At 47.1% G+C, this 22,579-nt stretch carries 22 protein-coding genes; 14 read left to right on the forward strand and 8 right to left on the reverse strand.

Annotated features, from left to right (window positions below; translation table 11 throughout):
* Positions 1–67: 67 nt before the first annotated feature.
* Positions 68–970, reverse strand: a complete 903-nt coding sequence (locus tag J0L70_RS18830) for an NAD(+) kinase (protein WP_017288080.1) — start codon at positions 968–970, stop codon at positions 68–70.
* Between the two features lie 36 nt (positions 971–1,006).
* Complete coding sequence (locus J0L70_RS18835; protein WP_017288079.1) at positions 1,007–1,990, reverse strand: SDR family oxidoreductase; 984 nt, start codon at positions 1,988–1,990, stop codon at positions 1,007–1,009.
* A gap of 189 nt (positions 1,991–2,179) precedes the next feature.
* Between J0L70_RS18835 and J0L70_RS18840 the strand changes: the two genes are divergently transcribed.
* A complete protein-coding gene (locus tag J0L70_RS18840; RefSeq protein ID WP_017288078.1) occupies positions 2,180–2,557 on the forward strand; it encodes an ArsR/SmtB family transcription factor in 378 nt (125 codons plus the stop codon).
* Positions 2,558–2,586: 29 nt separating this feature from the next.
* Here J0L70_RS18840 and petM read toward each other — a convergent pair whose 3' ends face one another.
* On the reverse strand, positions 2,587–2,691 hold the full coding sequence (gene petM, locus J0L70_RS18845) for a cytochrome b6-f complex subunit PetM (protein WP_017288077.1): 105 nt from the start codon (positions 2,689–2,691) through the stop codon (positions 2,587–2,589).
* Between the two features lie 82 nt (positions 2,692–2,773).
* On the opposite strand from petM, the gene pdxA reads away from it, so the two are divergent.
* Both pdxA and J0L70_RS18855 read left to right on the forward strand, forming a co-directional pair.
* Positions 2,774–3,808, forward strand: coding sequence for a 4-hydroxythreonine-4-phosphate dehydrogenase PdxA (gene pdxA, locus J0L70_RS18850; protein WP_287455532.1), 1,035 nt, complete (start codon positions 2,774–2,776; stop codon positions 3,806–3,808).
* A gap of 311 nt (positions 3,809–4,119) precedes the next feature.
* The gene (locus tag J0L70_RS18855; RefSeq protein ID WP_026148621.1) at positions 4,120–4,341 is read left to right on the forward strand and encodes a DUF4327 family protein; all 222 of its coding nucleotides are present in this window, start codon (positions 4,120–4,122) and stop codon (positions 4,339–4,341) included.
* 57 nt (positions 4,342–4,398) lie between these two features.
* On the opposite strand, the gene dapF is transcribed toward J0L70_RS18855, so the two are convergent.
* Positions 4,399–5,238: a diaminopimelate epimerase gene (dapF, locus tag J0L70_RS18860; RefSeq protein ID WP_017288074.1), complete on the reverse strand. Its 840-nt coding sequence runs from the start codon at positions 5,236–5,238 to the stop codon at positions 4,399–4,401.
* Between the two features lie 78 nt (positions 5,239–5,316).
* On the opposite strand from dapF, the gene J0L70_RS18865 reads away from it, so the two are divergent.
* Positions 5,317–5,532: an Hfq-related RNA-binding protein gene (locus J0L70_RS18865; protein ID WP_017288073.1), complete on the forward strand. Its 216-nt coding sequence runs from the start codon at positions 5,317–5,319 to the stop codon at positions 5,530–5,532.
* A gap of 127 nt (positions 5,533–5,659) precedes the next feature.
* Here J0L70_RS18865 and J0L70_RS18870 read toward each other — a convergent pair whose 3' ends face one another.
* Entirely contained in the window at positions 5,660–7,954 is a 2,295-nt protein-coding gene (locus J0L70_RS18870; RefSeq protein WP_287455533.1) for a cation:proton antiporter domain-containing protein, read from the reverse strand.
* A 272-nt stretch (positions 7,955–8,226) separates the two neighbouring features.
* Here J0L70_RS18870 and J0L70_RS18875 point away from each other — a divergent pair, with 272 nt between their 5' ends.
* The 10 genes from J0L70_RS18875 (at position 8,227) to J0L70_RS18920 (ending at position 19,864) form a co-directional block, all read left to right on the forward strand.
* A complete protein-coding gene (locus J0L70_RS18875) occupies positions 8,227–9,375 on the forward strand; it encodes a histidine kinase (RefSeq protein WP_017288068.1) in 1,149 nt (382 codons plus the stop codon).
* A 971-nt stretch (positions 9,376–10,346) separates the two neighbouring features.
* Positions 10,347–10,622, forward strand: coding sequence for an Npun_R1517 family heterocyst differentiation transcriptional regulator (locus J0L70_RS18880; protein ID WP_017288067.1), 276 nt, complete (start codon positions 10,347–10,349; stop codon positions 10,620–10,622).
* A 258-nt stretch (positions 10,623–10,880) separates the two neighbouring features.
* A complete protein-coding gene (locus J0L70_RS18885) occupies positions 10,881–12,284 on the forward strand; it encodes a TldD/PmbA family protein (protein ID WP_287455534.1) in 1,404 nt (467 codons plus the stop codon).
* 161 nt (positions 12,285–12,445) lie between these two features.
* Positions 12,446–12,925: a 2-C-methyl-D-erythritol 2,4-cyclodiphosphate synthase gene (gene ispF / locus J0L70_RS18890; protein ID WP_017288065.1), complete on the forward strand. Its 480-nt coding sequence runs from the start codon at positions 12,446–12,448 to the stop codon at positions 12,923–12,925.
* Positions 12,926–13,096: 171 nt separating this feature from the next.
* Positions 13,097–15,085: a DICT sensory domain-containing protein gene (locus J0L70_RS18895; RefSeq protein ID WP_017288064.1), complete on the forward strand. Its 1,989-nt coding sequence runs from the start codon at positions 13,097–13,099 to the stop codon at positions 15,083–15,085.
* Positions 15,086–15,100: 15 nt separating this feature from the next.
* On the forward strand, positions 15,101–16,129 hold the full coding sequence (locus tag J0L70_RS18900) for a hypothetical protein (protein WP_287455535.1): 1,029 nt from the start codon (positions 15,101–15,103) through the stop codon (positions 16,127–16,129).
* Positions 16,130–16,553: 424 nt separating this feature from the next.
* Positions 16,554–16,976, forward strand: a complete 423-nt coding sequence (locus tag J0L70_RS18905) for a photosystem I reaction center subunit II PsaD (protein ID WP_017288063.1) — start codon at positions 16,554–16,556, stop codon at positions 16,974–16,976.
* A gap of 137 nt (positions 16,977–17,113) precedes the next feature.
* Positions 17,114–18,640 (forward strand): anthranilate synthase component I, encoded by a 1,527-nt coding sequence (gene trpE / locus J0L70_RS18910; RefSeq protein WP_287455536.1) that lies wholly within the window; start codon positions 17,114–17,116, stop codon positions 18,638–18,640.
* Positions 18,641–19,081: 441 nt separating this feature from the next.
* Complete coding sequence (locus J0L70_RS18915) at positions 19,082–19,447, forward strand: hypothetical protein (protein ID WP_017288061.1); 366 nt, start codon at positions 19,082–19,084, stop codon at positions 19,445–19,447.
* A gap of 156 nt (positions 19,448–19,603) precedes the next feature.
* The gene (locus J0L70_RS18920) at positions 19,604–19,864 is read left to right on the forward strand and encodes a hypothetical protein (RefSeq protein ID WP_017288059.1); all 261 of its coding nucleotides are present in this window, start codon (positions 19,604–19,606) and stop codon (positions 19,862–19,864) included.
* 66 nt (positions 19,865–19,930) lie between these two features.
* On the opposite strand, the gene J0L70_RS18925 is transcribed toward J0L70_RS18920, so the two are convergent.
* Genes J0L70_RS18925 through J0L70_RS18935 form a run of 3 tightly spaced genes read right to left on the reverse strand, consistent with a single transcriptional unit; the run spans position 19,931 to position 22,569 of the window.
* Positions 19,931–20,848: an NAD(P)H-dependent glycerol-3-phosphate dehydrogenase gene (locus J0L70_RS18925; protein ID WP_017288058.1), complete on the reverse strand. Its 918-nt coding sequence runs from the start codon at positions 20,846–20,848 to the stop codon at positions 19,931–19,933.
* The gene (gene lipA, locus J0L70_RS18930; RefSeq protein ID WP_455565128.1) at positions 20,845–21,744 is read right to left on the reverse strand and encodes a lipoyl synthase; all 900 of its coding nucleotides are present in this window, start codon (positions 21,742–21,744) and stop codon (positions 20,845–20,847) included. The genes J0L70_RS18925 and lipA overlap by 4 nt, the downstream gene beginning before the upstream one ends.
* Positions 21,745–22,569 (reverse strand): CPBP family intramembrane glutamic endopeptidase, encoded by an 825-nt coding sequence (locus J0L70_RS18935; protein WP_287455537.1) that lies wholly within the window; start codon positions 22,567–22,569, stop codon positions 21,745–21,747.
* Between the last annotated feature and the right edge of the window lie 10 nt (positions 22,570–22,579).

Genomic DNA, 22,579 nt, shown 5'->3' on the forward strand with positions numbered 1-22,579 from the left:
TTCTAACCATAGACGGCAATTTTGGGAAAAGTGCCCCAATTAAATAATTAAATAACGTCCTCAACCTTTAAGTCGGCTTGGCAACATGAGCTACGCCCCAACCCAGTTTCTCTCGTAAAACACTGAAAAATTCAGGCGGCCGGAGCCGGACAAATCGGGCAGGATAGGGGGCTTTTTTCACGCAAACATGATCGTCTGGCAAAACATACGAGCCAGCATTGCCATCAGCAGTCAGAACGAGGCGATGCGGAATTGCTGGATAGATTGTGACCGGATCGCGATTGGGAAATACGAGCGATCGCGAAGCTAAAGAATGTGGGCAGATTGGAACCAGAATCATCACGGGAATGCCGGGAACAATCACAGGCCCACCTGCCGATAAAGCATACGCCGTTGAGCCAGTTGGCGTGGACACAATAATTCCATCTGCACCAATATCGACGCGATTGTGTCGCCCGACGCTGATCTCAAAATGGCACATGCTGGTCAAAGGTTCACGATGCAGCACCATCTCATTCAGACATAGGGCTTCCCAAAGCATGGCCTCCTCTCGAATGATTTGCACATGCAGCATGGTGCGCTCTTCGATTTCGTAGTCTTCAGAGAGCAGCGCGTCGAGCGCGGCTGGCAATTGATTCAATAAAATCTCGGTCAAAAATCCCAAGTGCCCCGTGTTGACCGCCAACAGTGGAATGTTGCAGGGTGCAACCTGACGAAATGCAGACAAAACTGTGCCATCGCCACCTAAGACGATCGCGAATTTCATTTCAGAATCGAACCCAGGCGGAACCAAGCGATCGATCGGGGTGTGACAAATTGGACTTTCAGGTGAAGCATATCCGAGGATTCCGCCTGCACCCGTTGCCAATGCCACATCCCAGCCTAGCGAAGTCAGCTTCGCTTCGAGATCGGTCGCAACTTGACAAGCGATCGGCTTGTCATCGTTGTAGATAATGCCAGCTTTCGGCACGCGCAAAACCCTGTGAAATGGTGATGAATTCTAATTCTAAAAGCGGGGATACGCTTTTTTTGTACGCTCTTTCTTTTTCTTGGCTTGCTCTTGGGCGTATTCGACTTCCTTCAGCTTCTTCAAAATGCGGCTGAAATACTCTTGCAGATAGGATTCTAGCGTCGTCATTTCTTGAGGATCTAATCCCAAAACTTCGTACGTTTCATCCATTGAAGCCGTTAACGGTCTGCCTGTTGCCACGACTTCCGTAAACGCTAAGCGATCGGCAATATTCCAAGTCCACTGAAAGAATTGAGCAATCCGCCGCGAGATCCGCACAACTGCGATCGGCGTTTTAGTCACTTTTGCCTGTTTGCCGGACAGCCGCTCACAAACTTTAATAATTTCGTCCGCGCTCCAGGCTTTTGAACCGACAACCGGAAGGGTTTTGCCAATTGATTCTGGGACTTTTAAGGCTTGAACCGCGAATTTTGCAATATCGATCGTGTCCATATAAGCCGTGGGAGCAGTATTCCCCATCACCCATACGCTTTGCCCTTCTAAAATCGGGATAGCGTATTGTCCGATTAAGCCTTGTAAGAATCCGCAAGGGCGAAGAATTGTGTAGCTTAATCCTGATTCTGCTAAGAATTTCTCAAGGCAAGTCTTAATTTCCATCAGAGGAACCTTGGGAAATTTCTCTGCATCCAGAATCGAAAAGAAGATATATCGCTCAATTCCCGCTTTCTTCGCGGCTTGAATCAGATTGACCTTGCCTGTCCAATCGACTTCTTTGATACTGAGCGAATCGGTTGCTCGTGCAGTTGCAGCATCAATAATCGCTGTCACACCCTCTAGCGCTGCCGGAAGCGTCTCTGGATAACAGAGATTTCCGGTCACGAGTTCGGCTCCCCATTCTTTTAGAAAAGCAGCTTTGCGGGGGCTACGTACCAAACAGCGAACTTTGTATCCCTCATCTAGGGCGCGCCGAGTGATCTGCCTTCCTAAAGTGCCAGTCGCACCTACTATCAATACGCTCATGAGGAGTTATGTGACAAATTGTTAACTTTTCGATAAATTCTATCAGAAATCTTGGCGTTGAGTCGCGCAAAGCAAGAACGAATTCCAGATCCCCAGTCGAACATCCCTCATCGTAACCTGGATTAAGGGATGTAACCTGACTCCGTACGCTACGCTAAATAAAGCGATCGCTCAACCTTGTAACTGAATATGGCAAACCCTAATCCGGCTGAAACTGAGCAATGTGCGGTTCAGCATCCTGTGAATTTAAATAATATTCGCTTTCTCCACCGGGACTTACTGAGTGTAGAGAAGTCTCAGCGCATGGCGGAGTTTTTCAGTTTGCTAGGCGATGCAAACCGCCTTAGAATTCTCTCGGCACTGGCAGTTCAGGAATTATGCGTGTGTGATTTGGCAGCAGCCGTCAAAATGTCGGAATCGGCGGTATCGCATCAACTCCGAGCGCTGCGATCGATGCGCTTAGTGGGCTATCGCAAACAAGGGCGGAATGTTTTTTACTCGCTCAAAGATCATCACGTTCTCAATCTTTATCGCGAGGTTGCTGAACATTTAGACGAAGAAGAGTGAAGGATTTCCCCCACTCTCGCGTTTGATTTCTATTCTTCTCCACCTTGGAGTTTGAGGAGTAAGAAACCGAGCGACAACCCAACTAAGATTAGGGTGGACGCTAAAAATGCAGTGTTAAAAATTTCGCCAGCCATTGTTTGAATTCTCCTCTTAAACAGCAATTAGGTGGGTCATCTCTAAGTATTGTAAAGCAGTTCAGTCACGCCTTAGAACCCAATGCCACGTTTAGTTATTTCCATGGGCGACCCTGCCGGAATCGGTACAGAGGTCATCCTCAAAGCTTTAGCCGATCCAGCCATTTCACAACAAGCCGAAATTACGATCGCTGGAAATCGCAATATTCTCCTCGAAACGTACGATCGCTTAGACTACGATCGCTTAGACAGCGCCGCGAATCCTGAGAATCTCAACCTGATTCACATCGAAACTCCCGGTTCAATCACACTTGGAACCGGAAATGCAGCCAGTGGTGAAGCCGGATTTCGATATTTGGAAACGGCGATCGACCGCACTTTAAGCGGCGAGTTTGATGTGATCGTGACCGCTCCGATTGCAAAATCCGCCTGGAAAGCCGCAGGTCACATTTACCCAGGACAGACAGAACTTTTAGCAGAAAAAGCGGGTGTGAATCGATTCGGCATGATGTTTGTTGCGCGATCGCCACATACCGACTGGGAACTTCGCGCTCTGTTGGCAACCACGCACATTCCTTTATCCCAAGTACCGGAGAAATTAACCCGAGAAGTTTTAACGCTCAAATTGGACTTGTTGATTGAATCGCTGCAAGATTCGTTTGGGATCACTCAGCCACGAATTGCGATCGCCGGGTTAAATCCCCACAGCGGCGAGCAGGGGCAACTAGGACGCGAAGAAATCGACTGGATATCCGATTGGCTTGCAGCAATGCGGCAACGCTTCCCACAGGCTCAACTCGATGGATTATTGCCACCAGATACGATGTGGGTGAAACCGGGTCAGGCTTGGTTTGGGTTGGGACAGGTCAACGCTCACGATGGATATCTAGCGCTCTATCATGACCAGGGGTTGATCCCGGTGAAACTGATGGCATTCGATCGAGCCGTCAACACCTCGATCGGGCTGCCATTTATTCGGACATCACCGGATCACGGGACTGCCTTTGACATCGCAGGCAAAGGCATTGCAGATGCCACCAGTATGAAAGCCGCGATCGAGTTCGCAATTAGACTTGCAAAACGTAAAGCATTGTCTCAATCCATGAAGGGAATCTAAGCCAAAAACAGTTATCTGCAACACAATCCGTCAAACCCGCGTTCAGCAAAGCCTTTGAGCTGAATTTTGTAGGGGTAACATGGCTAAACAATGTCAGAATCTCATAACTTTAGAGACACTTCGTAAACTTTTGACCCCAAAATGAGTTAGAAAATAGAGAGAATTCAGTATATCTCACTACAGATTTCAGCCGTTTTGAGGAGAGTAATGGCTGATTGTATTGAGGATTGATGTTCCGAACTTTTGCTACTTGGTTTGTCCCCCAAATAGATTTCAATCTTCGATCCCAGATTTCTCAGGAAGGTAGACCCATGCTTCAGACAGCACAGTACTCGCTTTGCATGATTCAAGACGAGGTACGTCAACTTATCGATCGAGGTGTTGTGAGCCGCCACCAGCCCATTTACACCCTTTGCAAGCACATTCCGGCGCGTGAATGGGTACGTTTTGAAACTGAGTTAGAGCGGTTCGACTTCTTGCTGCGTGACCGAATTGGCGATTTGATGGCTCAGGAGTGTTGGGATAACGATTAGGGCGATGGAGAGATCAGGAACAAAAGCGGGTTCCATTTCTCTCCATCCTCTGTCTTTCTAACTTCGACTACCTGAAAACACTTTTTCTGCATCTCCGGTCATATAAATTCGACCATCGGCTGCCCATTCAATGTCGAGACATCCACCCGGTAATTCAATCGTTGCGCGTCGATCGCATTTCTCATTGAGAACCCCTGCGACCAAAGACGCACAAGCCCCCGTGCCACACGCCAGCGTGATTCCGGCTCCTCTCTCCCAAACTCGCATTTTTAGGTAGTCCGATCGGACGACTTCAATGAACTCCGTATTGGTGCGTTGTGGAAACACTGGATGGTGTTCAAACAGCGGACCAATTTTCTCTAACTCGATCGCAGCAACGTCATCAACGAATGTGATGCAATGTGGGTTTCCCATACTCACACAAGTCACATTCCAGGATTTTCCTGCGACTTCCAACGGCTGATCAATTACCTTCTCACCAGTTAAGGTGGTTGGAATTTCACTTGCCAAGAGACGGGGTTCACCCATGTCTACGGTAATTTGACCATTGGATTCAAACTTCGGCGTTATTATACCTGCCAAAGTTTGAATGCGATATTTTTCTTGAAATTTTCCAGTCTCAGCCGTTTCTAGATCGGCGAGGAATCTTGCCATACAGCGAATGCCATTGCCACACATCTCTGGCTCAGAGCCATCTGAGTTGAAGATCCGCATCGTGTAGTCTGTGCCATCTTGACCGGGAAGTGCAAAAATGACTCCATCTGCTCCGATGCCAAAATGTCGATCGCACCATGCGATCGCTTGATCCGGCGTTAGTTTTGGTTCTGTCGAAGCCCGATTGTCAATCAAAATAAAGTCGTTTCCAAGCCCGTGATACTTTGTAAATTCGATCGCCATAGTGCAAGACTGTATAGGATGTGGTGAATTGAGGCACTCTAGTAAATTAGAACGATTTCGATCGAGGACTTTTCCCCAATGAGTATTGAACTAGATACCGGATTGCCAAGTACTCGTCAGATTCAGACGATTATTCGTGAAGAAAAAGAAGTTGAGATGAAACTTTCTACCGGAGATTTACTCACGGGAAAGGTTCGCTGGCAAGACCCTCATTGTATCTGCATCATGGATCACTACGACCAGCCCACGATCGTCTGGCGACAGTCGATCGTATTTGTGAAGCCAAAAATGTGATTTCAGGTTAATTTGCAACCCTTCAACCCGCAATCTCAGCGGGTTTTGTTTTTAGAAAATGTTAGATTTTTCGTCGCACTTGTCTGCTCTGAATTGAATATCAAAGCGGGAAAGCATCGAAGCCACCTTAACTTTCTACTTCAGAGATTGAAGTCGTGATTAAAGGCACTTCCGTTTTTGGGGCAAGGGATTCTTGAGCTTGGGTCAGGGCATGAAATCCGCCACAGAGTAATAAGCGATCGCCATTCTGAATCTCTGCGTCAGGTTCGGGGAATCGAATCAATTTTCCATCGCGTCGAATCGTCTGAATTGTGATTTTATAGCGCTGCTGAAGTTCAAGTTCTAAGAGCGTTTTACCGATCAAAGGGCTTTCTGAAGGCACTTGTAGCCACTGGCAAGAAGAATTCGTCGAAGGCACTGCTGCTTCGCCTCTTGCCAGTTGGTCAAATGCAGCAACTTCATCGGTTTCACCGACGATCAATAAGCGATCGCCTTGTTCCAACGTCGTCAAACTCTCTGGATAATCGATCGTCAACCCACCCGCGCGACGAATTGCCATCACAGACACACCCGTTAAACGGCGAATATCCGTTTCTTCGATCGACATTCCCAGTAATGGAGACTCTTCTGGCAACGCATACCAGCGACTATTCATTTCACCTGTGACCGCTTTAAGGTCTCGCGAGATTTCCTCAGAAGCTTGGTCTGGGCGAAACTCTAAATAATGAGAATTGCGAATCATCTGCACTTCTCGTTGTACTGCGGGACTTGGGATGCCAATTCCTGCCAGCAAATGAGCCGAAAGCTCTAAACTCGTCTCAAATTCAGGCTGGACGACTTCGCGCGCTCCAAGCTGATAGAGCAATTCGATGTCTTTGTCTTTGTTAGCTCTGACCACTAAATCTAAATCTGGGGAAATTTCCAGCGATCGCTTCACGCACAATCTTGTGCTCATCGGATCAGGAAGTGCGATCGCCATGCCTTTCGCCTCTGCAACTCCTGCTTTTTCTAAAACATAGGAACTTGCAGCATTGCCGTAAATATAGGGAATTCCAGCGTCTCGAACTTTCTGAATTTGAGACTCGGATTGATCAATCACCAGAACCGGATGATTGCGATCGCGCAACAATCGCACAATATTTCGTCCAATTCGACCGTATCCACAAACAATGAAATGATCTTTGATCGGCAGATCCTCAGAAATCGCTAACGGTTCATCAGATTGTTCTAAGAATTTAGCCAACCAGGGGATCGATTCGCCCCAAGCAAATAATTTTGGAACGAGTCTCAATACAAATGGAGTCACAACCAAAGTCACCGCCGTCGTTCCCAAAATGAGAAGGTAAACTCGACGCGAAACTAATCCTAATGTCTGTCCTTCACTCGCCAAAACAAATGAAAACTCTCCAATTTGAGCCAGTCCCAACCCTGCAATCAAAGCGGTTTTCAAGGGATATCGAAAAATTCGCACCAGCGGCGTAACGATTAAGAATTTGCCAATGAAAACAAGGGTGACTAAACCGAGAATCAATTCCAAGTTATTCCAGAGGAAGACGGGATCAATCAACATCCCGATCGACGCAAAGAACAACGACGCAAAAATATCGCGCAGGGGTTCTACATAAGTCAGCGTTTGATCTGCGTATTCCGCATCTGAAATCATCAAGCCTGCGACAAAGGCTCCCATCTCGATCGATAGACCCAAATGCTCAGTTAATAAAGCAATACCTAAACAGAGCGCAACCACTCCCAGCAAAAATAATTCGCGGCTCTCAGTTTTTGCCAGTAATCTTAAAAGTCGTGGAATTACCCAAATCCCAGCGGCAACGGCTCCAAGTGCAAAGAGACCCGTTTGGAGAAGTGCCCACCCGATCGCTAAACCGACTTCTTCCGCTGGCTGATCTAACGCAGGTAATACCGCTAACATCAACCCCAACGCTAAATCCTGAACCACCAGAATCCCGAGCATCACTTGACCATGAGGCGTGCTGGTCTCGTTGCGCTCCATCAAACACTTAAGTACAACCGCCGTCGAAGACAGCGACAGAATCCCGCCTAGGAAGACTCCTTGAGGGGGAGATGTCACCCATCCCATTGCCAAAGAAACTAATGTCGTCACCAGAATCGTGAGCGCAATTTGCAAGCCCCCGCCCCCGAGACTAATCACTTTAACTTTTTTCAGTTCTGAAAATGAGAATTCGACCCCTAGCGCAAATAGCAAAAACGCCACCCCAAACTGGGCAAGCGTTTCGACCTGGATAATCTCTTTAATTAACCCCAAGCCAGTCGGACCAACAATCACCCCTGCCGCCAAATAGCCCAGCAACACAGGTTGTTTCAATAGTGCGGCGAATAATCCACCCGCTGCTGCTGCCGCTAATACTGAGACGAGATCAACGATTAAACGAAAGTCTTCTTGCACGAGCTTCCAGAATTATTAGAAAGTTTATGACAGCTTATTAATTTTACTTTACATTGAATCACCAGTTTGTAGGGGAACTGACGCAGAATCTAACTGAAACGCCCGACAATGGAGGTGATGCGGTAATCTATCTATATAGAGTGAGTACGATCGATATTGGATTGGGGGCAAGCTCCGCGCATTTTGCGTGATGTTTCGATTAATTTAATATCCTTGATCGTGCACTCTAACCTTCGTCTTCAGACCCGCTTTCAGTTCTGAGAAGCCCATTCATGACGATGCAGGCACACTCTAACCCAGCCACTGACCCCAAAGTGACACTCCAAATTTTGCTGTTCGTCGATCAACGACCCGCGTCCCGCGAACAGATCAGACAAATTCGCGGTTTTCTCAAAGACCGGAGCGCGGAATGTCCATTTGAATTAGAAGTTGTCGATGTCGGTGAGCAGCCTTATCTCGCTGAACATTTTCGCCTCATTGCTACACCTGCTCTAATCAAACTTCATCCAGAACCCCGTCAGACTTTAACTGGAAGTGATTTAATCGTTCAGCTGAAAAATTGGTGGTCGCGCTGGCAAAAATCGATCGAAGAGACTCTTCCTTCTGATTCTACTGAACCCTCTGCCTCTGTCGGCTATTCTGCGGAATTAATTAAACTTACTGATGAAGTTTTCCGGTTGCAGCGCGAGAACGAGAATCTCCAAGCGCAGCTTCAGTTTAAGGATCAAATTATTTCCATGCTGGCGCACGATTTGCGCAATCCGTTGACCGCCGCCTCAATTGCGATCGAAACCTTAGAAATTGCGTACAAACAAGCAGACGGGCAAACTTCTCGGCTCACTCCGCAAATGACTGCGAACCTGTTGAAGCATGGGCGCACTCAAATCCGGACGATCGACCGCATGATCACGGATATCCTGCAAGCGGCAAGAGGGACAAGTTCCGAGTTGCATATTCAACCTGAAAAAATTGATTTGAGAGCGCTTTGTGAGGATGTTTTAGCGGGACTCGGCGATCGCATGCAGTCTAAAAATCAGCAGATCGCAACAGATATGCCTTCGGATCTGCCGATCGTGTATGCCGATGGAGAGCGAATTCGGCAGGTGTTAGTCAATATTTTGGATAACGCCATTAAGTACACGCCGACTGGTGGCAAAATTCAGGTTTCGATTTTGCACCGCACTGCTCAGAAAGTGCAAGTCAGTATTTGTGATACAGGCCCTGGAGTACCGCCTGAAAATCGCGATCGCGTCTTCGAGGATCATTATCGGCTGCAACGCGATGAAGCTCAGGACGGATACGGCATTGGATTATCCTTATGCCAAAGGATTGTCAGAGCGCACTACGGGCAGATTTGGGTCGATTCGATCGCAAATCAAGGCAGTTGTTTTCACTTTACCCTGCCTATATTCCGCTCCTAGCCTGTGGAGAATACGGAGTTTTCAGTAGTTGTACTGAATGATCGTTTTTGAACCAACGAAGGTTCAAAAATCAATGTGCTTGAATGCTTGAATATGTAAGGATCTGAGCAAGAAAGATACTATTTCGGAGAATGCGATCTGAACCGAAAAAGCAGAATTTAAGAACCGAATCTTGCCTTATACAAAATCTTTAAACTCATGGTCTAAAACAACTCGTCTACTGAAGTGCGATCGATACTTGGCAACTCAGAAAAAACCAGGCTTAATTTCAGGCAATGTATTTTTAATTACATTAAATTTAGTTAAATACGTAGAGAACAAGATTGAGGGTTTCAAGGCGCATTCTCTAAAAACTGATTCGCTCTAGTTTTGCGAAGTCTACTCAGATCAGATCGAAATCAACCTAATCTGATATCGCTTAGATTTGTGCCATCCTTGCGTATAGGATTTAAGGATTGTAATACAGACTACAAGGGAATTTACTAGCTTCAGAAATTGAAATTACGGGTTGCTGAATCAGGGAGAACTTCATCAATGCATCACACAAATTTGAGATCAAAAAATCAAAGACGGACTCGATCAAAATTTTGCATTCAATCTTTCTGACTCTCCAATTCAAAGTGCCTGAAAGATTGGTGTTATTACGGTACTAATTCCAAAATCACTCCTCTATAACTGAGCATAAGCAGGATTTGAGAACGGCTGAGAAAATCAGGTTCACTTCTCAATGAAGCTGAGATATTGATGAATTTGATTCAGCGATATAGCTGATCTGACTAACTTCCTAAAAGTGCTAAGTTCAAGCAGTTAAAGGAACATCTACCAGATTGCTTCTAGATTAATTGCTGTTTCGGCGTGATTTCTTGAAGCACTCAACTTATCTGCATCTTTTTCGTGGCGATCTGCCAATCGAACAGCCTAATTCTGAAACCCTATCCAACTTAACCGCGTCATTGGGACTGCCTGCGTAGATGAATTACGATCCTTTAGAGTGTAAAGTCACAGCTCCAGCAGAGGTTGGAGTTTACGAGTGTGAGGTTCGACTGAAGTTTAGACTGATTGAAGAGAAGGGCGCTTTGAGCAACCCAGAGCAACTTCTAGAGTTTCTCTTAGATGCTTATTCCTGCGGAGCAGATGAATATTTAGAACCTCTGGATGTGGATGTAAAGGCAACGGAGATTTCTGAACTGGCGGCTTCTCCTCAGATGCGTCGCCGTCTCATGCGCCTTCGCAACTCGAAAGATTGAATCGTTCACAAATTGAATACTTCAAGAAAGGAGCCGACGACAATCCGTGGCTCCTTTTTTGCAGGGTGGCGCGATTAGGCGCACAATTAAGAAGTGAATTTGATAGGTTAGCAGCCTCATGACTCGCGGCTGCCATCTCCTAAATCCGCTATGTCACCTGCTTTCTCGTTGGGAAACTCGCTCGACGAAGTGACTGAATCATTTTGGGGAATTTGACGATCGAATTTGCGACTAATCTAGTGATTTTCTAAAACATCTATGAATTCGGCATTATCTGACGCTAAGAACTTAATTTCTGATTTGATGAGTCGCTACCGTCATCAGGTCGATTATTTGGCAATCCGACTCGAAGCGGCAGAAGGAACCGACATTTTATTGCGAGGTCATAAGATCGAAACGCTGAGTGAAGGAATTTCAATCGGGGGACAGGTTCGCGCTTGCTATAAAGGCGGTTGGGGGTTTTCGAGTTTTAATCAGTTGTCAAGTTTGAAAGAGCGCGTTGAAGATGCGATCGCTGCCGCAAAGTTAGTCGGCATGGATGAAACGATTTTGGCACCTGTTGCGCCGATTCAAGACGATCGCGCTTTACGCCTGACAGGAAGCGATCCACGTCAAATTTCGCTTGCTCAGAAAAAATCGCTCTGTCAGCACTATGGAGAAATTCTTCGCAGTGTCGATCCTCGGATTGCGACGATTTCGGTGCGGTATGGAGATAGCGCCCAGAAAATTATTTTGGCAACTTCTGACGGCAGTCTGATCGAGCAGTCTTGGGTCGATCTGGAGATGCGATTTGCAGCGACGGCCCGTGACGGCGAAACTGTGCAGACAGGGCGCGAAACGGCTGGATCACGCAAGGCTTACGAGGATTTACTGGGACTCGATCGACAAGTTGAAGAAGCCGCGCAGCGCGCTGTCAACTCGCTCGCATTGCCCCCGGTCAAAGGTGGGGCGTATACCGTTGTCATTGATCCGATTCTGTCTGGATTGTTTGTGCATGAGGCGTTTGGGCATTTGTCTGAAGCAGATATGGCATATGAGAATCCGGACATTTTGGAAGTGATGAGCCTAGGGCGACGGTTTGGATCGCCGGAATTGCAGATTTATGATGGAGCCGCGATCGAGGGACATCGAGGCAGCTATTTCTACGATGATGAAGGCGTTCCAGCCACTACGACGCAACTGATCAAAGATGGCGTTTTGGTGGGACGACTGCATTCGAGGGAAACCGCTGGAAAATTAGAAGAAGCGCCGACAGGAAATGCACGCTGCTTGAACTATCACTATCCCCCGATCGTCAGAATGACGAATACCTGGATCGAGCGGGGTAAGACCCCAGTCAAGGATCTCTTTCAGAATATTCAAGAAGGCGTTTATGCCCGCAATTGGATCGGAGGCATGACCAATGGCGAAATGTTTACCTTTACCGCAGGTGAAGCTTGGATGATTCGGAATGGGGAAGTCGCTGAACCCGTAAGGGATGTAACGCTTTCAGGTAATGCATTTAAGACCCTAGCCGACATTGAAGCGATCGGAGATGATTTCTTCTGGGATGAGTCGGGAGGCTGTGGCAAAGGTGGACAGAGTGGATTAGCCGTCGGATGTGGCGGGCCGAGTCTAAGAATTCGAGATGTCGTGGTTGGGGGAGAAGCGATCGACGATTAGCAGAGTGTGTCGCCTAACACCTGAGATTCTCAATGCTTCGGGCGTTTTGATTTTCAGGTTCAGCACGGTGTAACTTTTGCACCTGCATCATCGGAACCCAAATCCAATGCCTAAACTGCGATATTGTAAAAATTGTGATCGATCGTTAATTTCACACTCTCATGAAGCTTCGCATTGGCAACGGATACGATATTCATCGCTTAGTTAGCGGACGAGACTTAATCTTAGGTGGCATCCAGATCGCACATGAAACCGGATTGCTCGGTCACAGTGATGCAGATGTGCTGACTCACGCCATTATGGATGCCATGCTAGGGGCTTTGAGCTTGGGAGATATTGGTCATTATTTCCCGCCGACTGATCCGAAATGGGCAGGAGCCGATAGCATTGTGCTGTTAGAACAAGTTCATCGACTCATTCAAGATCAAGGTTGGCAAATTAGTAACATTGATTCGGTGATCGTGGCAGAGCGTCCGAAATTGAAGCCGCATATTGAAGCGATGCGATCGCGTCTTGCCAATGCTTTAAACCTCGCGCCTGATCAAGTCGGTGTGAAAGCAACCACGAATGAAAAGATGGATGCAGTCGGGAACGAACAAGCGATCGCATCCCATGCGGTAGTTTTACTAATTCAAGCATGAGTTAAGAAACAAAACATGATTCAGTCATCGATCCCGCTCAACCTTTACAATGGCTGAGAATATAGTCCTATATGGGTCTGGGTCGTCGGCTGAACCCTCAACGACCTCAGCTTCTCGACCTAACTGGAAATTGCACAAAAAATTACACAGTTGGCGGGTTAATTATTATCGATGATTCTTACTGATTCTGTCCTGGAAGCCTTACTGAATGCGCTTCCCCAGGTGCGACCTCAAATCTATTTCAAGTCTTCCTTAACGGCATTGTCCCATGCCATGGAAGACCAAGTTTTAGCAGGTCACGATCGCCCACTGGTGATTGCGAGTTTCCAGCGCGAACGGTTCTATCGTCAAGAAGCGCATCGATATTTGAGAATTGCAAGCCGCACGGATCAAGTTTATGTGCTTGCCGCTCCTGAGACAGATTTCACCAATCGCTCAGAGCATTATGAAACGATCGCGTTTGAGCCAGAGGATGGACTCAGCCAAGAATGGCATTTAGTCGTCATGAGCGAACAATACGCATCGTGTTTGATTTGCCGAGAACGGGATTTAACGACGGAGAATCAATCTGCTCCACCGCTGCATGTCGATCAATCGCGGCGATTTGAAGGCATTTGGACATTCGATCGCGATATTGTCCTCAAAGCCGCTGAGATTTTGCTGCACCGCATTCTCCAATACCGTCCTGAATTGCAAACCAAGATTGCGCCTGTGCTGGATCAGATGGCGACTGGTATGGTTTCTAAGTTGAATCAAGTCGATCCGGCTCCGTTTGCCGATCGCTTAGTGACTTATTTGCAAGCAGGACAGTACAAATTAGCGAAAGCCTATCGCTCGATCGCTGAAAAAGAACGCAAAGAGCGCTTAGTCAATTCGATCACGTCAGCAGTTCGACGATCGCTCAATCCAACTGAAATTCTGAATGTTGCGGCAGAAGAACTCGGCAAAGTTCTCGGTGCAGAGCGCTGTTTGATCTATCGCTGTAAATCGACTGATTTATCTGCCACTTTAAGTCACGAATATCTCACAGAATCCATGCCGTCTTTAGTAGGGCATGTCTGGACATTACAAGGCAATCCTCTGTTTGAAGAAGTTGCTCAGCGCCAGGAAGCCGTCTTTATTGAAGATACGCAAACCGATCCGCGATTCTCCATGATCAAGGATGGCGATCGTACCTTGCAGGCATTAACGCTCGATTGGAATATTCGATCATGGTTAATGGTTCCGGTTCTGCATCAAAACCAAGTGCTCGGCATGGTGGAATTGCATTATTGGGGTGCAACACCGCATGTTTTAGAGCGCGATGAAGTCGAAATGGTAGAAGCGATCGCGACTCAAATCGGGGTTGCCCTGATTCAAGCCGAATCGTTTGCGAATTTAGAAGATCTCAATCAGCAGTTAGAGGCACTCGATCGCACGCGCAGCAATTTGATCGCGATTACTGGACACGAGCTTCGTACTCCACTCTCAACGATTCAAGTCTGTCTAGAAAGCCTAGCGAGTGAACCTGACATGTCCCCCGACTTGCGGCAAGTCATGCTGAATTCTGCTCTCGTTGATGGAGAGCGGATGCGAAAGCTGATTCAGGATTTTCTCACGTTGTCTCGCCTAGAAAGCGGTCGAGTCGAATGGCGATTTGAACCCTTACCTCTGTGGGAATGCGTCGATTTAGCGCTGAGTAGTCTGCAAACTCGCCGTATGACTACGAATTTGCCGCAAATTGTCACACAGCTTTCAACGGAATTGCCTCTGGTACAAGTCGATGGCGAATGGCTCGTCGAAGTCTTAACCAAACTGCTGGATAATGCTTGTAAATTCACTGACGCTACTGGCAGAGTGACGATTCGAGCACAGCGCAGCGGAGACACGATGCTAGAAGTCATGATTTCCGATACAGGACGTGGAATCGAGGAAAATCGTCTAGAAACCGTGTTCGATCGCTTTTATCAAGAAGAAGGAGCACTCCGCCGAACGACAGGCGGAACAGGGCTTGGACTTGCGATTTGTCGCCAAATTATTACGAATTGGGGCGGAAAGATTTGGGCAGAGTCGAGCGGCAAAGATTTAGGCAGTGAGTTCCACTTTACGATTCCAATCGTTGCTACAGGCGAGACAAAGAGAACGGCACAGCGGAAAAGAACGTCTCGATCGAGAGACTAATCTTTGACATCAACAATGAAAAGACCGCCGCAAGATTGGGCGAATGATGCAAATCTTCTGAATATCACGATTTCAGAGAATCTGATTGTTTTGCCAATCCCAACTTGCCCGCTTCCCAGTGGTTTTACTTTCATTGTGGTCGAAGTAAATAATCCGAGTTCTGGAGACCGATGGGTTAATCTGCATGGTTTTTTGCCAGACTTACTGGATGATTCACTAGAGCCTGTGACAAGGCATTTCGCGCAACCTGATCAATGTGATTCTCTTTACCTCACCCGCATTCATAGCCATCGAGATGCAGGCTCGACGCTGATGTTTCGCTTAGCTTGGCAAAGTGAGAGGTTAGATATGGAAATTAGGACACATTTTGTCCGAGAGCTTCGAGCAACGTTTGAGAATCTGCGAGCGGGTGAATATTTGCTGAGGTTCAAACACTATCTTCCTTCTGGAACAAAATGGAAATCAACCGCTCTAGAAAGCAATTTCAAGACACTACGCTTTGTTGAGCCTGTGGGTTCGGATTATGGAATAGTTGAGGTTGACGGGATTCAATTTGAAGCGATCGCACCCGAAGAAATTTTAATTCCATCTCAGCAAGTCGAATCCAGCATTCCGGTCGAATTCAAATTACGAATTCACAATACTTCGTCAATCCCACAGCTTTTTCTTTTGTTTCAATTGATGCCTGAAATTCAAGACAGCACAGGGCAAGTGCTCGATCGCTCGTATAACTGCAATGCAAGTTACAATCCGAGCGAATTTGATTTTCGCTGGCTGAAACCTGGAGAAGATCTAGCGTTTGCGATAAATGGCGAATTTTATTGGTATGAGAATCAGCTTCATTTGCGCGGCTATGAGAACTCAGGAGGGTTCTGGGGTTTTACGATTCCAGCAGGAGAATATTGGCTACGAGTCACTTACTGTAAACGTCGATGGAATCGAGACCCAAAATATTGCGAAGATAATGCATGGAAACTACATCGAGAGATTTGGGAGGGATGTGTCTCTACTCCAGTTAAGAAATTTAGAGTGATAACAGACTAATCGTTACTACTCTCAAATTCATCGGCAAATAGAGTTGGCAAATCAGGTGCGCCATGAATAATTTTCAGATTCAGAATTTCAACTCCAGATTTGCTCGGTTGATAAAAAATTAAATAATTCTCAAAGTCTCTCTGTTTCTAGACATACATTCCAGCAAGTACTGGAATATCAACATCGTGATTTACGCCTAGATTGAGTTGGGAAAGCAAAAGGGCAAAGGCTTGATCTCAAGCCTCATAACACCATAATCCTCCAGCCATATTGAAATAGGTCGCAATCTGAAGAGCTTCACGATCTAACGATATGAACGATACGTTAAGTGTCTCAACAGGCAGCACACTCTCGCCTATTAACAACTGTTACGGAATCGTTAAACCTGTAAACAGCCGATGATACGATGCCAAAAACGTTTAGAGCGAGACCTATGTCAGAAACTCTTACTGGACAAGCACCTTTGTTCGGAGGCAGCACAGGCGGACTGCTTACCAAAGCCTTAGTAGAAGAGAAATATGCCATCACATGGAGCAGCCCCAAAGAGCAAGTCTTTGAAATGCCCATGTGTGGTGCAGCCAAAATGCGTCAAGGTGACAACTTGCTGTATTTAGCTCGCAAGGAACACTGTCTTGCACTCGGTGGACAACTTCGCACGAAGTTTAAGATCACCAACTACAAGATCTACCGTGTCTTCCCCAACGGCGAAATTCAGTATTTGCATCCCGCAGATGGTGTTTTCCCTGAGAAGGTGAACGAAGGTCGCGTAGCCGTGAATAGCGTGCCGCGCAACATCGGTTCTAACCCCGAACCTGCAAAATTGAAGTTTAGCGGTCGTCTCCCTTACGATCCTTAATTTCAATTTTATTGGTTGTGCTTTTAGGAGCCAAAGTTTAGCCGTTTCGGTTGAAGTTTGGCTCCTCTTGTTGTTTCTGGCATACCAAACTGCTAATTAAGCTTGTATTCTTTAAAGCCAAGCTCAAACGTGATTCTATGATTTCTCCTGATTTTTCTCAGTTTGCCGAACTTGCAAAACAAGGTAATTTTGTCCCGGTTTATCAAGAATGGGTCGCAGATTTAGATACACCTGTCTCCGCGTGGTATCGCGTCTGTGCCGGACAGCCTTATAGCTTTTTGCTCGAATCGGTCGAAGGCGGAGAAACGATCGGGCGATATAGCTTCTTAGGATGCGATCCGTTGTGGATTTTAGAAGCGAAAGGCGATCGCACAACTCAAACGCATCGAGATGGTACTCAGCAAGTTTTTGAGGGCGATCCGTTTGCAACATTGTCTGAGTGTTTAGCGCCTTATCATCCGGTGAAAGTGCCAGAATTACCCCCAGGAATCGGGGGACTGTTCGGCTTCTGGGGATATGAACTGATCAATTGGATTGAGCCGCGTGTGCCAATTTATCAGGCGACAGAAGACGATTTGCCCGATGGATTATGGATGCAGATCGATCAAGTGTTGATTTTTGATCAAGTGAAGCGGAAAATTTGGGCGATCGCTTATGCCGACCTACGTGATCCAAATACCAATTTAGAAGCCGCCTATCAACAAGCGTGCGATCGCGTTTCTCAACTCGTTGCCAAGCTCAAAGCTCCCTTTTCTGAAGAAGATCGTCTCCTGTCTTGGACATCAAAGAGTGATACTTCGGTGAATTGGACGAGCAATACGACGAAAGAACAATACTGTGCCAGTGTCGAGACCGCGAAAAACTATATCAAAGCGGGCGACATTTTCCAGGTTGTGATTTCTCAACGGCTTTCTTCAGAATTTGAGGGCGATCCGTTTGCCTTGTATCGATCGCTGAGATTGATCAATCCTTCGCCTTATATGGCGTATTTCAACTTTGGCGATTGGCAGATCATTGGCTCAAGCCCAGAAGTCCTGGTGAAAGCAGAACAAGCAAGCGATCCAACTGAACCTAGAATTGCCACCGTTCGCCCGATCGCAGGAACTCGCAAACGCGGCAAAACTCATGCAGAAGACGTTGCTTTGGAACAGGATTTACTCGCTGATCCAAAAGAAGTGGCTGAGCATGTGATGTTAGTCGATTTAGGACGTAATGACCTAGGACGGGTTTGCATCAATGGCACCGTCAAAGTTGACGAACTAATGGTGATTGAGCGCTACTCTCATGTCATGCACATTGTCAGTAATGTGATTGGACAGCTTTCACCGGATAAATCAGCCTGGGATTTACTCAAAGCCGGATTTCCTGCTGGAACGGTGAGCGGCGCGCCGAAAATTCGAGCAATGGAAATTATTCATGAGCTAGAACCTTGTCGGCGAGGAGTCTACTCCGGCGCGTATGGTTACTATGACTTTGAAGGGCAGTTGAATAGCGCGATCGCGATTCGGACAATGGTTGTTCGCGAGCAAGGCAACGGCAAACATACCGTGAGTGTGCAAGCTGGAGCCGGACTCGTCGCAGATTCTGTCCCGGAAAGCGAATATCAGGAAACTCTAAACAAAGCACGAGGCCTGTTAGAAGCGATTCGATGTTTGCAGTCTTGAGCGCGATCGTAGGGGGCGAATCGTTCATCCGCCCCCTACGATCTACTGCTCCGGCTTGCTGTTACGCTGCATCAGTTCATTGACTGCCAATTGAGGCGTAATTTCTCCCTCTTGAATTGTTGCGAGGATACTGTCCCGACCAGGCCGCTTAATGGGGCGCGGCCGTGAAGCTCAACGGCGGGTTGAAAGGGCACGACCGGGGCGACTCGGTACGGGGCAGGTGCTCGCGAGCCGCACGATCGGCGACCCTATACGATCCCGTCGACCCATTGAGCAAAGGCTCCCTGAACTAGACACTGCCCGCAGGTGGTCTGGTTCGTCGTATAGCTTGACCTAATTATTGAGGGCGTTTAAAAACATATCTGTGATGCTATTAAGCTGTACTTATTAAAGAAACCGTTATCTAATTTGAATCTTTGTTAAGCATGGGAGCCATAGCGATTGTCAATTACTCAGAAGGAAGTTGTTGAATATCTACTAGATCTGACATTGCGCCATAAGCTAGTCGAGCAAGCAATGGCAAGTTGTGACTGTTGGTTCACTAACAATGGTGGGGAAATAGATGGATGGATTCCCCAAGATTTAGAAAAGCAGTTCTTCTCGCACACACTTGTCTTTCAACGTTCCGACTGGGACTTAATATATGTTGATACGCGCCTCAAACTTTTAGCGTCCAACGGCAGGGAAATCGGTCATTATCGATTGATTAGCACACTTGATGGGCAGATAGATGACGATTATTTAGTGTTGGAGCTGAGTAAAGATGATTGGGAGAACGATAGGGTTGTGACAGTTTGTATAATCTGACTTTAAGAATTCTGAAGGCTGTTTAGTATAGCGCTTATAACAAGCCTATTGCACCCTGACTAAAAGTGTTGATTGGACATTTTTGAAACATCTTGACAGTAGGTGAAACGGGAACGTTCTTCTAAAATAGGAGGGTACCTCGACTCTGATGTTTAGATGCAGCTCTCACCAAAACTTCTACACGCGATCGAACAGATGGCTGAAAGTCAGAGCATTTTTCCAGAGCAGTTTATTATCCAGACTCTCACTACTGAGGAAACGAATCGTCTTCAGCCATCTTCTTCAACTTCTCAAACAGGACTTAGGGAGAAAGAAGGCATGTTAGTCTTTGATACTGCCCCCCTTGATCACATCGATTTCAATGCGCTGATCGCTCAAAGTTTTGAGGAAGCTGACTCAGAGCAAACGCTCGCTTAATCCCAAGCACTTCACCCGCTTACAAACACCGATCGCACAGATGGTCGAGGTTCCTAAATAATTTTCTTACCCCTCGGGTTTACTATCACGCTGCATCAGTTCATTCACTGCCAGTTGAGGCGTAATTTCTCCTCGCAGTAAACGATCGACTTGGGTCGAAATCGGCATCGAAATTCCTTGCTCTGTTGCCAATCTGACTAAGACCTGAGAGGTATTAATTCCCTCGGCTGTCCCTTCCAAATTTGTGAGAATTTCATCAAGCGATCGCCCTTGAGCCAGCCCAAACCCTACTTGATAATTGCGGCTCAACGCACTGCTACAAGTCGCCAGCAAATCCCCTAATCCTGACAATCCGTAAAACGTTTCTGATTTCGCGCCCCAAGTTGTCCCCAAACGAATCATTTCAGCCAATCCGCGTGTAACCAAGGCTGATTTTGCATTTGTGCCCAGTTGCAGACCATCACAGGCACCGACTGCGATCGCAATCACATTCTTCAACGTGCCACCCAGTTCAACACCTAACGGATCAGAGTTGGTATAGACCCGAAATCGACTCGATGAAAATGCTCGTTGCACCTGATCTGCAAGCGTTTGATCCTGGCTTGCAACCACACTCGCAGCGGGTAAACCTTGCTGAATTTCTTTCGATAAATTTGGGCCTGATAAAACTGCGATCGCGCTCTTTGCAAATGCAGATTGCCAAACCTGGGACGGTAACAATGGCAAAGCCTGATCGCTACCTGATTGTGAATCTAGCCCCTTTGTAGCGGTCACAATTGCGGGAATCGGAGTAGAGATCTGTTCAATTACAGAACGCACCCCTTTCATCGACACAGCAGAGATGACCAGTTCAGCATTCGCGATCGTGTCATTGAGCGATCGCTCACTCCGACGCGACCAAATCGACACGTCATGCCCATTCTCGCGGACTAATCCTGCCAGCGTTGACCCCCAAGCCCCCGCTCCAATCACAGCAATCTTCATCGCGGATATTGTTCCATCAATGCACGAACTTGCTCTGCGTGATACGAGCTACGAGTCAACGGAGTCGAAACAACTTGTAAGAAGCCAATCGACTCGCCATATTCTCGCCAAGCATCGAATTGCTCTGGAGTCACGAAGTCTTTTACGTCTAAATGCTTCTGAGTCGGTTGGAGATATTGCCCGATTGTTAAAATATCGCAGTTCGATGCTCTCAAATCTCGCATCGTTTCGCGCACTTCTTCATCGGTTTCGCCAAGCCCAACCATAATTCCCGATTTCGTATAAACGTGGGGATTGAGTTCTTGAACTTTTTGCAGGAGTTCTAGCGATCGCGCATAATCGCCTTGCGGACGCACCCGACGATAAAGCCGAGGAATCGTTTCAGTATTATGATTCAAGACTTCCGGTGATGCGCTGAGAATCGTTGCCAGAGCGTCCCAGTTGCCACAGAGATCAGGAATGAGCAGTTCGATCGTGGTTTTCGGTGAAACGGCTCGAATTCCTTCAATGCAGCGAACAAATTGCGATGCGCCTCCATCGGGCAAATCATCCCGATTCACAGAAGTAATCACAACGTGGTTCAGATTCATCCGCCGAACGGCTTCTGCCAAGCGAGTTGGCTCTGTCGGATCGAGCGCTTTCGGCTTCTTTTCAAAATCAATATCGCAATACGGACAAGCCCGCGTACAAGCTGGACCCATAATCAAAAACGTTGCCGTCCCTGCATTGAAACATTCGCCAATGTTGGGACAAGATGCCTCTTCACAGACTGTATTTAGTTCGAGATCTCGCAGAATTTCTTTAACGCTGCCGACTCGTTCCCACTGCGGAGCCTTAACTCTTAACCACTCTGGCTTAACAACCACGTTTTTAACCCGATGTGCGATTTGCGTGATCTATCTTAACGCTCTTACACTCGCTTTTTTGATACTGAACGCGATCGCGCTCAATGCCAAAATCCCAATCAGCCCTGCCAACGGATTTCGATCAATTCCCGTCACCCACTCCGGAGCGTGATTCGTATACTTCACCAATTGCCCGACATTCACTAAGTAATAGCCCCACACCAATCCAGCATGAAGTCCGATCGAGCGACCTAATCGCCCTTCTGTTCCTCGTTTCGCCCAAACTAAAGCTACTCCAAGCAGCACCAGCGCAAAAAACTGCGGTCGAGTGCCATGAACGATCGCAAAAATTAAACTACTCACCCACAAGGAAATCCGAGGCGAATAATCCCGATCGAGTTCATTCAACAACCAGCCGCGAAACAGCAATTCCTCTGCAAAACCAACTGCGATCGCCATCACCCCACCTTCGAGCAGAATTCGGGGAAACGCACTTTGTGGAGTTTGCCACTGCACAAAGCCCAATAGATCTTGCAGTAAAAACATCAGCATCAAACTGCCAAGCCCGATCGCAAGCCCTTTCAGCAGATCGCGAACAGTTTGACGAGGCTGCCTGAGTCCGTAAGTTTTGAAGAGATTCTCGTGGTAAACCGCTCGACTCCAAACTCTCACTAAGACAATGAATTCGAGATACAAAATCACCAGCGTCACGATCGAAGCAAGATTTCGAGCCGCATCATTTACGCCATAAAGAACAGAAATCACCCACTCGATTGGGAGCTTCACAGGCAACCAAATTGCCAACAACATCAGCAAAAATAGCCCAATCCGGATCGGAGTTGGGCGGTGAGCAAGGTTGGCAAAATTAAGCTTCAAGTCGAGTTCT

Source organism: Leptolyngbya sp. UWPOB_LEPTO1 (assembly GCF_017302695.1).
In the GTDB taxonomy this organism is placed as follows: domain Bacteria; phylum Cyanobacteriota; class Cyanobacteriia; order Leptolyngbyales; family Leptolyngbyaceae; genus Leptolyngbya; species Leptolyngbya boryana.

Excerpts from the sequence above, each read along its gene's own strand:
- J0L70_RS18875 (WP_017288068.1), top strand. The coding sequence starts at position 8,227 with ATGACGATGCAGGCACACTCTAACCCAGCCACTGACCCCAAAGTGACA.
- J0L70_RS18840 (WP_017288078.1), top strand. The coding sequence starts at position 2,180 with ATGGCAAACCCTAATCCGGCTGAAACTGAGCAATGTGCGGTTCAGCAT.
- J0L70_RS18925 (WP_017288058.1), bottom strand. The coding sequence starts at position 20,848 with ATGAAGATTGCTGTGATTGGAGCGGGGGCTTGGGGGTCAACGCTGGCA.
- J0L70_RS18855 (WP_026148621.1), top strand. The coding sequence starts at position 4,120 with ATGCTTCAGACAGCACAGTACTCGCTTTGCATGATTCAAGACGAGGTA.
- J0L70_RS18895 (WP_017288064.1), top strand. The coding sequence starts at position 13,097 with ATGATTCTTACTGATTCTGTCCTGGAAGCCTTACTGAATGCGCTTCCC.
- petM (WP_017288077.1), bottom strand. The coding sequence starts at position 2,691 with ATGGCTGGCGAAATTTTTAACACTGCATTTTTAGCGTCCACCCTAATC.
- J0L70_RS18835 (WP_017288079.1), bottom strand. The coding sequence starts at position 1,990 with ATGAGCGTATTGATAGTAGGTGCGACTGGCACTTTAGGAAGGCAGATC.
- J0L70_RS18880 (WP_017288067.1), top strand. The coding sequence starts at position 10,347 with ATGAATTACGATCCTTTAGAGTGTAAAGTCACAGCTCCAGCAGAGGTT.
- dapF (WP_017288074.1), bottom strand. The coding sequence starts at position 5,238 with ATGGCGATCGAATTTACAAAGTATCACGGGCTTGGAAACGACTTTATT.
- J0L70_RS18900 (WP_287455535.1), top strand. The coding sequence starts at position 15,101 with ATGAAAAGACCGCCGCAAGATTGGGCGAATGATGCAAATCTTCTGAAT.
- J0L70_RS18865 (WP_017288073.1), top strand. The coding sequence starts at position 5,317 with ATGAGTATTGAACTAGATACCGGATTGCCAAGTACTCGTCAGATTCAG.
- pdxA (WP_287455532.1), top strand. The coding sequence starts at position 2,774 with ATGCCACGTTTAGTTATTTCCATGGGCGACCCTGCCGGAATCGGTACA.
- ispF (WP_017288065.1), top strand. The coding sequence starts at position 12,446 with ATGAAGCTTCGCATTGGCAACGGATACGATATTCATCGCTTAGTTAGC.
- J0L70_RS18905 (WP_017288063.1), top strand. The coding sequence starts at position 16,554 with ATGTCAGAAACTCTTACTGGACAAGCACCTTTGTTCGGAGGCAGCACA.
- J0L70_RS18920 (WP_017288059.1), top strand. The coding sequence starts at position 19,604 with ATGCAGCTCTCACCAAAACTTCTACACGCGATCGAACAGATGGCTGAA.
- trpE (WP_287455536.1), top strand. The coding sequence starts at position 17,114 with ATGATTTCTCCTGATTTTTCTCAGTTTGCCGAACTTGCAAAACAAGGT.
- J0L70_RS18885 (WP_287455534.1), top strand. The coding sequence starts at position 10,881 with ATGAATTCGGCATTATCTGACGCTAAGAACTTAATTTCTGATTTGATG.